Source organism: Streptomyces sp. CB02959 (assembly GCF_002803155.1).
Taxonomy (GTDB): Bacteria; Actinomycetota; Actinomycetes; order Streptomycetales; family Streptomycetaceae; genus Streptomyces.
In genome coordinates this window covers 348,509-363,182 of the sequence record NZ_NNBP01000002.1, presented here as the reverse complement: position 1 = coordinate 363,182, position 14,674 = coordinate 348,509, and the positions used below count along the sequence as shown (strand labels likewise).

Below are 14,674 nucleotides of genomic sequence, written 5' to 3'. Positions count from 1 at the left end.
GTGGCCGATCCGGGGCGAGCCCTCCGCGCCGGTGGGGACCGCCTGCGACCCGCGGCACCGTACGGACGGCTCCCGGTCCTGATCGCCCGGACAGACCCTAACGTGCCCGACGTGTACGCCTCACTGCCCGGAGGTGCGCCATGTTCACCGACCTTCCCCTGGACGAACTCCGCCGCTACCGCCCTCCCCTGCCCGAGCCGCCCGGCTTCGACGCCTTCTGGCTCCGGACCCTCGACGAGGCCCGGACCCACGACCTCGCCCCCCGCTTCACCGCGGCCGACACCGGCCTGACCCAACTGCACACCGACGACGTGGAGTTCGCCGGCTTCGGCGGGCACCGGATCCGCGGCTGGTTCCTGCGCCCCCGGACGGCCGCCGGCCCCCTGCCGTGCGTGGTGCAGTACCTCGGCTACGGCGGCGGCCGGATGCTGCCGCACGACTGGCTGCTGTGGCCGTCCGCCGGATACGCCACGCTGGTCATGGACACCCGCGGCCAGAGCGGCCCCAACCGGCCCGGCGACACCCCCGACCCCGAGGCCGTCGTCCACCCGGGCGTACCGGGCAAGCTGACCCAGGGCCTGCTCGACCCCGACACCTACTACTACCGGCGGCTGATCACCGACGCCGTACGGGCCGTCGAGGTCGCCCACGGACACCCCGCGGTGGACGCCGGACGGATCGTGGTCGCCGGCGGCAGCCAGGGCGGCGCCCTCGCACTGGCCGTCGCGGGCCTGGTGCCCGGCCTGGCGGGCGCACTGATCGACGTGCCGTTCCTGACCCACATCCGGCGCGCCCTGGACGTCACCGACCAGGGACCGTACGGCGAACTCACCCGCTACTTCGCGGGCCGGCGCGACCACATCGACACCGCGCTGCACACCCTCGACCACTTCGACGGCCTGAACTTCGCGGTCCGCGCCACCGCCCCGGCACTCTTCGGCACCGCCCTGCGCGACGAGATCGTCCCGCCGTCCACCGGATTCGCCGCCTACCACCACTACGCGGGCGACAAACAGCTGGAGGTCTGGCGGTTCAACGCCCATGAGAGCGGCGGGGGCGCGCAGCGGACCGCGGAGATCCGGTTCCTCCGCAAGCTGTTCGACGACTGACCGCGCCGGCCGGCGTGCGCCACGCGTGTCGTCCACAGGCCGCCCGGGCCCCGCGGCGCGCGGATTACCATGCGGCAGCGCACCGGGGCCCCAAGCGGCCGGGAGCCCCGGGGTCAGGGCCTGGACGAACCGGCCGCCGAGGGAGAGTGCTCGATGGGCGCACAGTCGGCCGGACCCCTGGTCGTCGGGGTGGACAGCTCGACCCAGTCCACCAAGACGCTGGTCGTGGACGCCGAGACCGGCGAGGTGCTGGCCCGCGGTCAGGCGCCGCACACGGTCAGCGGCGGGGCGGGCAAGGAGAGCGATCCCCGGCAGTGGTGGCGGGCGCTGGGCGAGGCACTGACCCAGTGCGGACCCGCCGCCCGGCAGGCGTCCGCGGTCTCCGTCGCCGGGCAGCAGCACGGCCTGGTGACCCTGGACGCGGCCGGGCAGCCGGTCCGCCCGGCACTGCTGTGGAACGACGTCCGCCCGGCCCGGGAGAGCGCGCGGCTGATCGCGGAGGGCGGCGGCCCGGAGGTGTGGGCGGAGCGGATCGGCAGCGTGCCGGGCCCGGCGTTCACGGTCGCCAAGTGGGCCTGGCTGCGCAGCCACGAGCCGGCCTCGGCCGCCGCCACCGCCGCCGTCCGGCTGCCGCACGACTACCTCGTCCAGCGCTTGACCGGCCAGGCCGTCACCGACCGCGGCGACGCCTCGGGCACCGGCTGGTGGGCGGCGGCCACCGGCGCGTACGACACGGAGGTCCTGGACCGGGTCGGACTGGCCCCCGCGATGCTGCCGCGGGTGGCGCTCCCCGGCGAGGCGGCGGGCACCGTGCGGACCGATGAACTCCCCCTTCCGCACGGTGCGTTGGTGGCCGCCGGGACGGGCGACAACATGGCGGCGGCGCTCGGGCTGGGCCTGCGCCCGGGGCAGCCGGTGCTGAGCCTGGGCACCTCCGGCACGGCGTACGCGGTCACCACCCGCCGGCCCGCCGACCCGACCGGCACCGTCGCCGGCTTCGCCGACGCCCGCGGCGACTGGCTGCCACTGGCCTGCACGCTCAACTGCACGCTCGCGGTGGACCGGGTGGCGGCCCTGCTCGGCCGCGACCGGGAGGCCGTCGAGGCGGGCGGCAGCGCCGTGCTGCTGCCGTTCCTGGACGGCGAGCGGACGCCGAACCTCCCGCACGCCGCGGGCCTGCTGCACGGACTGCGCCACGACACCACCGCCGGCCAGCTGCTCCAGGCCGCCTACGACGGCGCGGTGTTCGCGCTGCTGCGGGCGCTGGACCGCCTGCCGGGGGTGGACACCGCGCCCGGCGCGCCGCTGCTGCTGATCGGCGGCGGGGCCCGGGGCCGCGCCTGGCGGGAGACCGTGCGGCGCCTGTCGGGCCGCCCGGTGGTGGTGCCCGAGGCGGACGAACTGGTCGCGCTCGGGGCGGCGGCGCAGGCGGCCGGGCTGCTGCTGGGCGAGGATCCGGCGGCGGTGGCGCGCCGTTGGGGGACGGCCCGCGGCGCGGCGTACCCGGCGCGGGAGCGGGACGGCGCCGCCTGGGACCGGCTGGCGGCCACACTGACCGACGGGGCGGCACTGCTGGGCGGTTGACCGCCCGTCCGTGATCATCGCCCCGGCACACTTTGCCCAGTACCGAAAAACCTAAACTCTTTCCATGGAAATCTAATTCCATGCCACCCAATCGAGCGATTGTGTCGATAAAAAGAGCACCACTATCTTCGAGGCGGCGGCGAGTTGCCGGGGGCTTCGTCGAGCCCTGCCCGGTGTTCCACGCCGCAGCCTCCACGAGATAGGTGACATGGTGACGATTGCCGGCGAAACGCTGACCGGAAACGCCGAAGAGAGCCAGAATTCCAGCCTCAGCACGTCCGCTGCGCGGAATCTGGCGACGACCACCAAGACCGCGCCGCAGATGCAGGGCATCACGTCCCGCTGGCTGCTGCGGCTGCTGCCCTGGGTCCAGGTCTCAGGCGGTACGTACCGTGTCAACCGGCGCCTGGCGTACACCGTCGGCGACGGGCGGATCGACTTCGACATCGACGGCACCACGGTCGCGATCATCCCCGAAGAGCTGCGCGAACTCCCCGCGCTGTGGGAGTTCACCGACGTCGACGTGCTCTCGGCACTCGGTGAAAGGTTTACTCAACACGAGTACGCACCAGGCGAGTTGATCGCCCAGGCCGGCGCCCCGCACGACCGGGTGGTGCTGATCGCACACGGCCGCGTCGACCGGATCGGCACCGGCAAATACGGCGACGAGACCGTCCTCGAAGCGCTCGCCGGCGGCGACCACCTCGGCGACGCCGTGCTGAACAGCGCCGACGGGCAGTGGGAGTTCAGCTACCGGGCGGTGACCCGGGTGACGGTGATGGCCCTGGCGCGCCAGGACGCCCAGGAGGTCATCGGCCGCTCCCCGGCCCTGCGCGACCACCTCTCGTCCGACGGCCACCACTCCGCGCGGCCGACCAACGCCAGCGGCGAATCCGCGATCACCCTCACCTCCGGCCACCGCGGCGAACCGCCCCTGCCCAGCACGTTCGTCGACTACGAGCGGACACCGCGGGAGTACGAACTCAGCGTCGCGCAGACCGTCCTGCGCACCCACACCCGGGTCGGCGACCTCTACAGCGACCCGATGAACCAGGTCGAGGAACAGCTCAAGCTCACGGTGCAGGCGCTGCGCGAGCGCCAGGAGCACGAGATGGTCAACAACCGCGAGTTCGGCCTGCTGCACAACGCCGACCTCAAGCAGCGCATCCACACCCGCAACGGCCCGCCCACCCCCGACGACCTGGACGAACTCCTCGCCACGGTGTGGAAGGACCCGGGCTTCCTGCTGGCCCACCCCAAGGCGATCGCCGCGATCGGCCGGGAGTGCAGCGCCCGCGGGCTCTACCCGGACGCGGTGGACTTCATGGGCCACTCGCTGCCGTCCTGGCGCGGCGTGCCGATCTTCCCCTGCAACAAGATCCCGGTGACCAAGGAGGGCACCAGCTCGGTGCTGCTGCTGCGCACCGGCGAGGAAAAGCAGGGCGTGGTGGGGCTGCACCGCAGCGGAATTCCCGATGAATACGAGCCGAGCCTTTCGGTACGTTTCATGGGAATCGACGACAAGGCAGTCATGAACTACCTCGTCAGCGCCTACTATTCCGCGGCCGTCCTCGTCCCCGACGCCCTGGGAATCCTGGAAGACGTGGAAATCGGGCACTGAGCGGAAATCCCCGGACAGCGACTGCCGCGCCGCGCGGACCGGCAGTGCGCCCGCTCCAACCGTTTCCCGGCCGATTTCCCGCGCCTTTCCCGAGATCCCCCTGCAAAGCTTCACGCACCGATCGGAACAGGTGACCCCCCGTCATGACCACATCCGTGGACCCCACGTCCGGCCCGCAGACCGACGGCTCCGAGCAGCACCGGTCCAGCCTGGACACCGCGGCCGCCCGCAACCTGGCGACCACGACCAAGACCCCGCCGCAGATGCAGGGCATCTCCTCGCGGTGGCTGCTGCGGGTCCTGCCCTGGACGCAGGTCTCCGGCGGCACCTACCGCGTCAACCGGCGCCTGACCCACACCCTGGGCGACGGCCAGGTGGAGTTCGTCACCGAGGGCGCCGAGGTCCGGGTCATCCCGCAGGAGCTGCGCGAACTGGCGCCGCTGCGCGGCTTCACCGACGACCCCACGCTCCAGGAGCTGGCCGGTCGGTTCGCCCAGCGGGACGTCGTCCCCGGTGACGTCCTCGCCGAGAAGGGCACGCCGACCGACCAGGTCATCCTGATCGCCCACGGCAAGTTCGAACGGGTCGGCACCGGCAAGTACGGCGACGAGACGGTGACCGCGGTGCTCGCCGGCGGCGACGCGGCCGGTGACGCTGCACTGCTGGCCCCGGACGCCCTGTGGGAGTTCACCCTCCGGGCGGCCACCCGCGGCACCGTCCTCACCCTCTCCCGCGGCGACTACGAGGAGGTGCTGGGCCGGTCGGCGACGCTGCGCGAGCACATCGAGAGCTTCCGCACGGCACTGGTCCCGGCGCAGAACAAGCACGGCGAGGCGGCCATCGAACTTGCCGCGGGACACATCGGCGAGCCGGCGCTGCCGGGCACCTTCGTGGACTACGAGCGGGCGCCGCGGGAGTACGAACTCAGCGTCGCGCAGACCGTCCTGAAGATCCACTCGCGGGTCGCGGACCTCTACAACGACCCGATGAACCAGCTGGACCAGCAGCTGCGGCTCACGGTGGAGGCGCTGCGCGAGCGCCAGGAGTACGAGATGGTCAACAACCGCGAGTTCGGCCTGCTGCACAACGCCGACCTCAAGCAGCGCATCCACACCCACAGCGGCCCGCCCACCCCCGACGACCTGGACGAGCTGATCTCCCGGCGCCGCAAGACGCAGTTCCTGCTGGCGCACCCGCGGACCATCGCCGCCATCGGGCGGGAGTGGAACGCCCGCGGGGTCTACCCGGCGACCGCGGAGATCGAGGGCACGCCGGTGCGCGCCTGGCGCGGCATCCCGCTGCTGCCCTGCAACAAGATCCCGATCAACCCCGACCAGACCAGCTCGATCCTCGCCATGCGGGTCGGCGAGGAGAACCAGGGCGTGGTCGGGCTCCACCAGACCGGCATCCCGGACGAGTACCGACCGGGCCTGTCGGTGCGGTTCATGGGCATCAACGACCAGGCCGTCATCAAGTACCTGGTCAGCGCCTACTACTCGGCGGCGGTGCTGGTGCCCGATGCGCTGGGCGTCCTGGAGGACGTCGAGATCGGGCACTGAGCAACCGGCCCGACGCACCGTCACCCGGGTGCCGTCGCGGCGCCGACCCTCCGTCAGGGTCCCGGCGCGGCGCGGCACCCGGGTGACGTGCGTACCGGCCGAACAGGCGGCGTTGGGCACTTTCGACCGGCGGCGAGCCATCTTTGGTCAAGCCATTGACACTACGGCCATTCCCTTGGCAGGGCGCGCGCTGTTGCGCATGATGAACGCACCGGCATGTGCGTGACATGTACGCGACCACCCCTCGGTCCTTGTCAGGAGTTCACATGGAACCCGACCAGCACTTCCCGGCCCGCCGACGACTGCTCACCGGCGCCGCCGCACTCGCCGCGGCCGCCGCACTCACCCCCCTCACCCCGGCCCGCGCCACGACGCCGCGCAAGCGCCCCGCGGAGACCGACGGCTACCCGCCCGTCCACTGGCACCCGGCCGACTCCGCCAACTTCACGGCCGCCAACCGCCCGGCGCAGTACCCGATCGACACCGTCGTGATCCACGTGACGCAGGAGACCTTCCCGGACACCCTGCGACTCTTCCAGGACCCCGCACACAAGGCCGCCGCGCACTACGTCGTCCGGTCCTCGGACGGCTACACCGCCCAGTGCGTACGCGAACACGACGTCGCCTGGCACGCCGGCAACTGGAGCTACAACACCCGCAGCATCGGCATCGAGCACGAGGGCTGGATCGACGACCCGCAGTGGTTCACGGAGACGCTCTACACCCGCTCCGCCCTGCTGACCGCCGCCATCTGCGAGCACTACGGCATCCCCAAGGACCGCGAGCACATCATCGGGCACATGGAGGTGCCCGGTACCGACCACACCGACCCCGGGGAGTACTGGGACTGGGCCCACTACATGGAGCTGGTCAACGGCGTGACCTTCTGGGAGAGCCTGACCGGCCTGTGACGGCCGGGCCCGCGGTGTCCCGCCGGCCCGGGCGCTGACCCCCGGGCCACCACGCCGTCACCCGCCGGGCGACACGGCACCGTTCCGCGGATGTTCGGAATCACGCCATCCGCGGGTCATAGTGAGCGCTGCCACCACCTGAAAGAGTTGACGCAACGTCAGGGGGCTGTCGTGAAGCAGTGGTTGGACTGGATGCGGACGGTGGCGGCGGTCGCGGTCGCCTGGGGCGTCCTGGTCGGTGGCACGGCGGCGGGCGCGGCACGGGCAGCCGCCGCCGACGGCGGCGACACGGCCCGAGGCGGTGCCACGGCCGACGCCGGTGCCATGCCGGACAGCGGCCTCACCCGCACGCCCCCGGTGCGACTGGCGCCCGGAGTCACCTACGCCGAGTTCCGGCTGACCCTGCCGCGCGGCATCGTCCGCGGGCACCTGCTGACCGTGGACCTCTCCCACCCCGGGGTCTCGGTGGACCTGCTCCATCCGGCGGCGGTCGCCGCCCGGGCCCCGGTCTCCGAACTGGCCGACGACCGGGACGCGGTCGGGGCGGTCAACGGCGACTTCTTCAACATCAGCGAGGCGCAGCACCCCGGGGTGGAGGTCACCGGCTCCCCGGTCGGCCCCGCCGTGTCATCGGGCCGGGAACTGAAGGGCGCGGTGCCGGACGGCCAGCGCTTCGGCCCGACGCTGCCGCCCGGCGCGACCACCCGGGACGTGCTCGGCATCGGCTACGACCACCGGGCCCGGCTGGACCGGCTGGCCCTCCACGGCACCGTCCGCAGCGCCTCGGGCTCCTGGCCGCTGCGCGGGCTGAACCAGTACGCCCTGCCGGAGGGCGGCATCGGCGCGTACACCGCCCGATGGGGCCGGACGTCCCGCGAGCGGGCGGTGTGCGGCACCGACAGCGACCGCGGGGCGGGCTGCGACACCGACACCGCCGAGGTCACGATCCGCAACGGCCGGGTGGCGGAGACCGCCGAGCGCCCGGGCGCCGGCGTGATCGAACCGGGGTCGGTGGTGCTGGTCGGCCGCGAGGCGGGCGCACGGCGGCTGCGCGCACTGCACCGGGGCGAGCGGGTCCAGGTCGGCCACCGCCTCGTAGGTCGGCTCCCAGGCCGCCTGCGCTGCGCGGTCGGCGGCTTCCCGGTGCTGCGCCACGGGCGCCCCGCGGCCGGCCTGGACACCGCCGCCGTCACCATGCGGACCTCTGCCGGAATCGCGAACCGCGGCCACACCCTGCTCCTGATGGCCCTGGACGGCGAGAAGGGCCGGCACCAGACCGGCCTCACGGTCCGGGAGCTGGCCGAGCTGATGGCGCGGCTGGGAGCACGCGAGGCGATGGACCTGGACGGCGGCGGCTCCTCGACGTTCGTCACCCAGGACCTCTACGGCGAGGCGCGGGTGCGCAACCACCCCACGGACGGCAAGGAGCGACCGGTGGCCAATGCGGTGGGGGTCTTCTCGGCCGGGTGATGCGGGGCGCCGGGCCGGGCGGCTCGGCCAGGCGGCTCGGCCAGGCGGCTCGGCCAGGCGGCTCGGCCAGGCGGCTCGACCGGGCGCAGGCCCGCTGCGGGGAGCCGGTCCCGGGCGGGCGCTGGTTGGTCCCGGGCGGTCACCGGACGGTCAGCGGTCGATCCGGGGCGGGGTGACGGCGGTGAGGGCGTACCGGCCGGGCGCGGGGCGGAAACGGGGCCGGGCGGAGTGGGGCGGCGAGGGCCGGGCGGGGACGGGCGGCGAGGGTCGGGAGGCCCGGCGGGGCGGGCTCCATTGATCGAGGGGTGGGGGCCGCGGGCCGGAGGGGTCGTGGGGCCCGGGAGTCGGGGCCGGGGCCGGGTGCCTCTGTACGCCTGGGTGCCTCCTGGGGCCGGGTGCCTCTTTCTTCCTTGTTCGGCAACGATTACGGAGAGTTAATTGTTCCCGTTGTTATCACTCAGCGTGATTGCGAGTGCGGGTGGAGTCAGGGGCGGACGCTGCTGACGACCTCGGCGGCACTAGCGAGGCCGTGGTGGATGTCCGGGGCGAGGCTGCTGCCCGCCAGATAGAAGCCGAGCAGTCCGCAGACGACGGCGTGCGAGATCTTCAGCTTTCCGCTGCGCAGGAAGATCACGATCAGGATCACCAGCAAGAGGACGACCGAGATAGAGACCGCCATGGACACCACACCTCCTCGACAACCGCCCGAATGGACGGCGAGCGGTGGCCAGTTTGGCGCATTTCGGGGTATATCCGGTTCGCGGCAGGGTGCTCCGAACGGGTGATCACTGCGGGTCATGGACTGGCTACCGAAAGGGGTGGCCGGGTGCGGAGGCAGGAGCGCAGGAGCGCGGTTCACCCTCAACTCGCCCACGGGAAAGACACATTCGAGGGGAGTTCCACCCGTCGGTAAAGAAGTGGCATGGATCACCTCACCCCTCGCAACGGAGTGTTGCGATTGAACGTCTTAGCGGCCGACATTGCCGCCGCTCCCACCACCGACGGAAAGTCCGCCCATGAGCCTGAGCCCCGCCCGGCCGTTCCGGCCCTCCCGGTCGCTGTGTGTCGCCCTCGCGCTGATGCCGGTGCTCGGCGTCGGCACGCTGGCGGCGTGCGACGCGGCCCGGGCGTCGGCGACCCCGGAGCAGCCGGTGAAGGTGGGGCTGGGGTCGGCCGGTGGGCACCCGACGGTGCAGGCCGGTGACCAGCTGCGGGTGAGCGCGGACGGCGGGGTGCTGACCGAGGTGACGGTGACCGATCCCCGGGGTCGGCAGCTGGTCGGCGGGTTCAGCCACGGTGGGACGGTGTGGACGTCGCGGGCCAAGGCCGCCCCGGACACCAAGTACTCGGTGCTGGCGCGGACCAAGAACCCCCAGGGCGCCTCCGACGAGGCCAAGGAGTCGCTGACCACCGGGAAGGTGGCCAAGCGGAACCGGCCGACGTTCAGTCCCCGGCCGCACGGCGAGGTGGTCGACGTCGACGATCCGATCAGCCTGACCTTCGCCTTTCCGGTGCGTGACCGGGCGGCGGTGGAGCAGCGGCTGACCGTGACGACCGACAACCGGACGGTGGGCGCCTGGACCTGGGAGTCGGCCCACGGCAAGGACCGGATCGTCTGGCGGCCGGAGCGGGACTGGAAGCCGGGCACGAAGGTGACCCTCCGGGCCGAGCTGAACGGCGTGGACTCCGGTGGCGGGCGGTTCTTCACCAAGGACTACGGGCTGCGGTTCACCGTGGGCCGTAGTGCGGCCGTCCGGGCGGACCTCGATTCTGACGCGTACATCACACCCGGACTCGGACTCACGCCGGCTTTATGGCAAGGTCCAGGTGGGTGACCCGTGGCGGTCACCGAACCCTCCCTGCGAGGGACAGACAACAGAGGGAGCGGGGCCGGAGACTGGATGGTCGGCCGGTCGCAGCGGCAGTGGGCCGGAGGCGGAGCACGCGCCTCGTGTCGGACTGCCGACCCCTCTTCAGAGCCTAATGTGACGGAATGAGCACCGTGCAGGACCAGGATCAACTCACGGGGTGGCGGCGCTTCCGGCGCCGCGTCCCCAATGGCTTCGCCATCATCTTCAGCTTGCTGGGGCTTTTCTGCGCCCTGACGGCGCTGATCGGGCCCCTTCGGCGCGCCCTCCACTCGGTGATCTACTGGCTGGACACGCTCACGATCCCCGTGGCGCCGAACTTCGCCTACGCCGCGTTCCTCTTCCTCCTGGCCGCGGCGATGACCACGCGCAAACGGGTGGCCCTGTGGTTCGTGGCCGCGTACATGGTGCTGAACGGCCTCGCCGACGCGCTGTTCCTGGCCGGCGGGTACTGGGAGTTCAGTTTCTCCCTGGTGCTGTGCGTCGGGGCGCTGGTGCTGCTGCTCGTCTCGCACCGTGAGTTCTACGCGATCACCCGGCGCGGCGCGTTCCTGCGGGCCGCGCTGGTGCTCGCCGGCGGGCTCGTGGTGTCGGTGCTGATCGGCTGGGGCCTGGTGTCGCTGGCGCCCGGTTCGCTGGAGGCCGGTGGCGGCAACCGGCTGCTGTGGGCGGCCAACCGCGTCTGCGGTGGGCTGGTCGGCGGCCGGATCGTGGAGGGGCACCCGGCGCACTGGATCGGCACGCTGCTCGGGCTGCTGGGCGCGCTGGCGCTGCTCAACGCCGCCGCCGCCCTGTTCCGTTCGCAGCGGATGGAAGCCGCGCTGCACGGTGACGAGGAGGACCGCATCCGGGCCCTGCTGTCGAAGTACGGCAGCCAGGACTCGCTCGGTTACTTCGCGACCCGCCGGGACAAGGCCGTGGTCTTCTCCCCCAGCGGCAAGGCCGCGGTCACGTACCGCGTGGAGGCCGGCGTCTGCCTGGCCAGTGGTGATCCGGTCGGTGACCGGGAGGCGTGGGGTCCGGCGATCGACGCGTGGCTGGACGTCGCCGGCCGGTACGGCTGGCAGCCGGCCGTCATGGGGGCGAGCGAGGACGGCGCCAAGGCGTTCGCCCGCGCCGGGATGGGTGCGCTGCAGCTCGGCGACGAGGCGATCCTGCACATCGCGGAGTTCGATCTGGACGGCCGGGACATGCGGGTCACCCGCCAGGCCGTCAACCGTGTCGAGCGGACCGGGGCGACGTTCCGGGTCCGGCGGCACGCCGAGCTGACCGATGCGGAGATGGAAGAGGTCATCCACCGCGCGGACGCGTGGCGGGACACCGAGACCGAGCGCGGCTTCTCGATGGCGCTGGACCGGCTCGGTGATCGGCAGGACGGCGACTGCCTGCTGGCCGAGGCGTTCGACGGCGACGGGAAGATGATCGCGTTGCTGTCGTTCGTGCCCTGGGGCAAGGACGGCATCTCGCTGGACGTGATGCGGCGCGACCGCAGTGCGCCGAACGGCGTGATGGAGTTCATGGTCGCGCAGCTGTGTGCGCAGGCCGGGTCGATCGGCGTGCGCCGGGTCTCGCTGAACTTCGCGGTGTTCCGGTCCGCCTTCGAGGAGGGTTCCCGGATCGGTGCCGGTCCGGTGCTGAAGGTGTGGCGGCGGCTGCTGCTGTTCTTCTCCCGTTGGTGGCAGCTGGAGGCGCTGTACCGGTCGAACTCGAAGTACCAGCCGCAGTGGTACCCGCGGTTCCTGTGCTACGCGGATGCCGGTGCGCTCGCCCGGATCGGCATGGCGTCGGGTATCGCCGAGGGTTTCGTGGCGGTGCCGAGTCTGGGCAAGCTGTGGGGCAAGGGGCACAAGAAGCGGGTGCTGGCGCCGGCGAGCACCGCGGGTCTGCCGTCGTTGGACGAGCTGGGTCTGGTGCAGGCCGAGCCGGCCACCGAGGAGGAGCAGCGGGAGCGGGAGCTGGCCGCGCTGCCCGAGCAGGTGCGGGTGCGGCACCAGAAGCTGGCGCGGCTGCGGGAGGCGGGTACCGACCCGTATCCGGTCGGGGTGCAGCGGACGCACACCCTGGGGCAGGTGCGCGAGGAGCACCGGGAGCTGGCTGCCGGGGAGCGCACCGGCAAGACCGTGACGGTCGCCGGGCGGGTGCTGCTCGTCCGTGATCACGGTGGTGTGCTGTTCGCGGAACTGCGGGACTGGTCCGGTGATCTGCAGATCGCGTTGACCCGGGACGCGGGCAGCGAGCTGCTGGAGCGCTTCGGTGCGGACGTGGACCTCGGTGACCACGTGGAGGCCGAGGGTGAGGTCGGCGCCAGTGAGCGCGGTGAGCTGACGGTGTTCGTGACGCAGTGGCGGTTGACCGCCAAGTGTCTGCGTCCGTTGCCGGACAAGCGGCGCGGTCTGTCCGATCCGGAGGCCCGGGTCCGGCAGCGGTATGTGGACCTGGTCGTCTCGCCGGATGCGCGGGAGACGGTGCGGGCCCGTAGTACGGCCGTGCAGGCGCTGCGGCAGGGGCTGATCGACCGGGGTTACCTGGAGGTCGAGACGCCGATGCTGCAGCAGATCCACGGTGGTGCGAACGCCCGTCCGTTCCACACCCACATCAACGCCTACGACCTGGACCTGTACCTGCGGATCGCGCCGGAGCTGTATCTCAAGCGGCTCTGTGTGGGCGGTATGGAGAAGGTCTTCGAGATGGGGCGGACGTTCCGCAACGAGGGCATCTCGTACAAGCACAATCCCGAGTTCACGATGTTGGAGGCGTACCAGGCGTTCGCCGACTACGACGTGATGCTGAACCTGACGCGGGAGCTGATCCAGGGTGCGGCGGTCGCCGCGTTCGGCAGTGCGACGGCGCGGAAGGCGGACAAGAACGGGCGGCTGGTCGAGCACGACATCTCGGGCATCTGGCCGGTCAAGACCGTGTACGGGGCGATCTCCGAGGCGCTGGGCGAGGAGGTCGACGCGGACACCGATCCGGAGGCGCTGCGGCGGCTGTGCAACGCCTCGTCGGTGCCGGTGAAGCCGGAGATGGGCCGGGGCGACATCGTGTTGGAGATGTACGAGCGGTTGGTGGAGGAGAAGACCACGCTGCCGACGTTCTACAAGGACTTCCCCACCGATGTCTCGCCGTTGACGCGTCAGCACCGGGTCGATCCGCGGCTCGCGGAGCGTTGGGACCTGGTGGCGTTCGGTACCGAGTTGGGTACGGCCTATTCGGAGCTGACCGATCCGGTCGAGCAGCGGCGGCGGCTCACCGCGCAGTCGCTGCTGGCGGCCGGTGGTGACCCGGAGGCGATGGAGCTGGACGAGGACTTCCTCCAGGCGCTGGAGTACGCGATGCCGCCGACCGGTGGTCTGGGCATCGGCGTGGACCGGCTGGTGATGTTCCTGACCGGTCTGTCGATCCGGGAGACGCTGCCGTTCCCGCTGGTGCGGAGGCGCTGACCGGCGCACCCGGAAGTGCAATGACAGGACGGCCCGCCTTTCGAGGCGGGCCGTCCTGTCGTTGTGCGGGTCAGGCGTTGGCCTGGTGGTGGAGGGGTTCGCCGCGGAGGTAGCGGCCGACGTCGGCGGCGACGATGGCGGCGGCCTTGTGGGCGACCTGTTGGCTGCCGCCGGCGATGTGGGGGGTGAGGACTACGCCGGGGGCGGTCAGCAGTCGGGAGTCGGCGGGGACGGGTTCTTCGGGGAAGACGTCGAAGCCGGCGCCGGCGAGCTGTCCGGTTTCGAGGGCGTCGCAGACCGCGTCGTAGTCGAGGAGGGCGCCGCGGGCGCAGTTGATCAGGACCGAGCCGCGCGGCATGGCGGCGAGCTGGGCGGGGCCGATCATGCCGGTGGTCTCGGGGGTGACGCGGGCGTGCAGGGAGACGATGCGGGAGCGGGTGAGGAGTTCGTCGAGGGGGACCTGTTCGGCGAGGCCGGCGAGGGCCTCGGGGCGGACGTAGGGGTCGTGGACGAGGACGTGGGCGCCCATGGCGTGCAGGACCTTGGCGACGCGGCTGCCGATGGCGCCGAAGCCGATGAGGCCGATGGTGGTGCCGTCGATCTCGATGCCGCAGTTGTCGTAGTCGTAGTAGTCGCCGCGCCAGATGCCGCGGCGGAGGTCGGTGTGGGTGTCGCCGACGCCGCGGGCGGCGGCCAGCAGCAGGGTGAGGGTGTGTTCGGCGGTGGCGGTGGCATTGCGGCCGGGGGCGTTGCAGACGGCGACGCCGTGGCGGGTGGCGGCTTCGAGGTTGGCGTTGACCGGGCCGCCGCGGCTGGTGCAGAAGAGCTTGAGGTCGGGGCAGTTGGCGAGGATGCGTTCGGTGAGCGGGCCGTGTTCGGTGACGCAGATCTCGACGCCCTGGAGGGCTTGGATCATCTGGTCCTCGGTGCCGGATGCCTCGGTGACTTCGGCAACCGGGCCGAAGGGGGTGTGCGGCCAGCCGAATTGGATCTCGCGTATCTCCAGTGGGGTGTCCCCGGCCGCCTTGCGTACGGCCGCGGTGAACAGACCGGGGCGGATGAAGTGGTTGCCGGCGGCGAGGACGGTGGTGGTCATGCGGGGTTTCTCTCCT

The 14,674-nt window shown here is 72.1% G+C and carries 10 protein-coding genes; 8 read left to right on the top strand and 2 right to left on the bottom strand.

The features are described 5' to 3' along the window. The first annotated feature begins 140 nt into the window (after positions 1-140). The 6 genes from CG747_RS04880 to CG747_RS04855 all read left to right on the top strand — a co-directional run bounded on the left by CG747_RS04880 (position 141) and on the right by CG747_RS04855 (position 8,254). A complete protein-coding gene (locus tag CG747_RS04880; protein WP_100600352.1) occupies positions 141-1,109 on the top strand; it encodes an acetylxylan esterase in 969 nt (322 codons plus the stop codon). Positions 1,110-1,262: 153 nt separating this feature from the next. After that, on the top strand, positions 1,263-2,693 hold the full coding sequence (xylB, locus tag CG747_RS04875; protein WP_100600351.1) for a xylulokinase: 1,431 nt from the start codon (positions 1,263-1,265) through the stop codon (positions 2,691-2,693). Positions 2,694-2,901: 208 nt separating this feature from the next. After that, positions 2,902-4,314, top strand: a complete 1,413-nt coding sequence (locus CG747_RS04870; protein WP_100600350.1) for a family 2B encapsulin nanocompartment shell protein — start codon at positions 2,902-2,904, stop codon at positions 4,312-4,314. A 143-nt stretch (positions 4,315-4,457) separates the two neighbouring features. Then, positions 4,458-5,873: a family 2B encapsulin nanocompartment shell protein gene (locus CG747_RS04865; RefSeq protein ID WP_100600349.1), complete on the top strand. Its 1,416-nt coding sequence runs from the start codon at positions 4,458-4,460 to the stop codon at positions 5,871-5,873. Positions 5,874-6,139: 266 nt separating this feature from the next. Continuing rightward, entirely contained in the window at positions 6,140-6,784 is a 645-nt protein-coding gene (locus CG747_RS04860) for an N-acetylmuramoyl-L-alanine amidase (protein ID WP_100600348.1), read from the top strand. Between the two features lie 192 nt (positions 6,785-6,976). Then, positions 6,977-8,254 (top strand): phosphodiester glycosidase family protein, encoded by a 1,278-nt coding sequence (locus CG747_RS04855; protein ID WP_100600522.1) that lies wholly within the window; start codon positions 6,977-6,979, stop codon positions 8,252-8,254. Positions 8,255-8,738: 484 nt separating this feature from the next. Here CG747_RS04855 and CG747_RS04850 read toward each other — a convergent pair whose 3' ends face one another. Beyond that, entirely contained in the window at positions 8,739-8,933 is a 195-nt protein-coding gene (locus CG747_RS04850; RefSeq protein WP_100600347.1) for a hypothetical protein, read from the bottom strand. Positions 8,934-9,270: 337 nt separating this feature from the next. On the opposite strand from CG747_RS04850, the gene CG747_RS04845 reads away from it, so the two are divergent. Both CG747_RS04845 and lysX read left to right on the top strand, forming a co-directional pair. Then, positions 9,271-10,089, top strand: a complete 819-nt coding sequence (locus CG747_RS04845) for an Ig-like domain-containing protein (RefSeq protein WP_100600346.1) — start codon at positions 9,271-9,273, stop codon at positions 10,087-10,089. 158 nt (positions 10,090-10,247) lie between these two features. Further along, a complete protein-coding gene (lysX, locus tag CG747_RS04840) occupies positions 10,248-13,562 on the top strand; it encodes a bifunctional lysylphosphatidylglycerol synthetase/lysine--tRNA ligase LysX (protein WP_100600345.1) in 3,315 nt (1,104 codons plus the stop codon). 70 nt (positions 13,563-13,632) lie between these two features. Here lysX and CG747_RS04835 read toward each other — a convergent pair whose 3' ends face one another. Continuing rightward, on the bottom strand, positions 13,633-14,658 hold the full coding sequence (locus CG747_RS04835; RefSeq protein WP_100600344.1) for a 2-hydroxyacid dehydrogenase: 1,026 nt from the start codon (positions 14,656-14,658) through the stop codon (positions 13,633-13,635). Positions 14,659-14,674: the final 16 nt, after the last annotated feature.

Excerpts from the sequence above, each read along its gene's own strand:
- CG747_RS04880 (WP_100600352.1), top strand. The coding sequence starts at position 141 with ATGTTCACCGACCTTCCCCTGGACGAACTCCGCCGCTACCGCCCTCCC.
- CG747_RS04845 (WP_100600346.1), top strand. The coding sequence starts at position 9,271 with ATGAGCCTGAGCCCCGCCCGGCCGTTCCGGCCCTCCCGGTCGCTGTGT.
- CG747_RS04860 (WP_100600348.1), top strand. The coding sequence starts at position 6,140 with ATGGAACCCGACCAGCACTTCCCGGCCCGCCGACGACTGCTCACCGGC.
- CG747_RS04850 (WP_100600347.1), bottom strand. The coding sequence starts at position 8,933 with ATGGCGGTCTCTATCTCGGTCGTCCTCTTGCTGGTGATCCTGATCGTG.
- xylB (WP_100600351.1), top strand. The coding sequence starts at position 1,263 with ATGGGCGCACAGTCGGCCGGACCCCTGGTCGTCGGGGTGGACAGCTCG.
- lysX (WP_100600345.1), top strand. The coding sequence starts at position 10,248 with ATGAGCACCGTGCAGGACCAGGATCAACTCACGGGGTGGCGGCGCTTC.
- CG747_RS04870 (WP_100600350.1), top strand. The coding sequence starts at position 2,902 with ATGGTGACGATTGCCGGCGAAACGCTGACCGGAAACGCCGAAGAGAGC.
- CG747_RS04855 (WP_100600522.1), top strand. The coding sequence starts at position 6,977 with ATGCGGACGGTGGCGGCGGTCGCGGTCGCCTGGGGCGTCCTGGTCGGT.
- CG747_RS04835 (WP_100600344.1), bottom strand. The coding sequence starts at position 14,658 with ATGACCACCACCGTCCTCGCCGCCGGCAACCACTTCATCCGCCCCGGT.
- CG747_RS04865 (WP_100600349.1), top strand. The coding sequence starts at position 4,458 with ATGACCACATCCGTGGACCCCACGTCCGGCCCGCAGACCGACGGCTCC.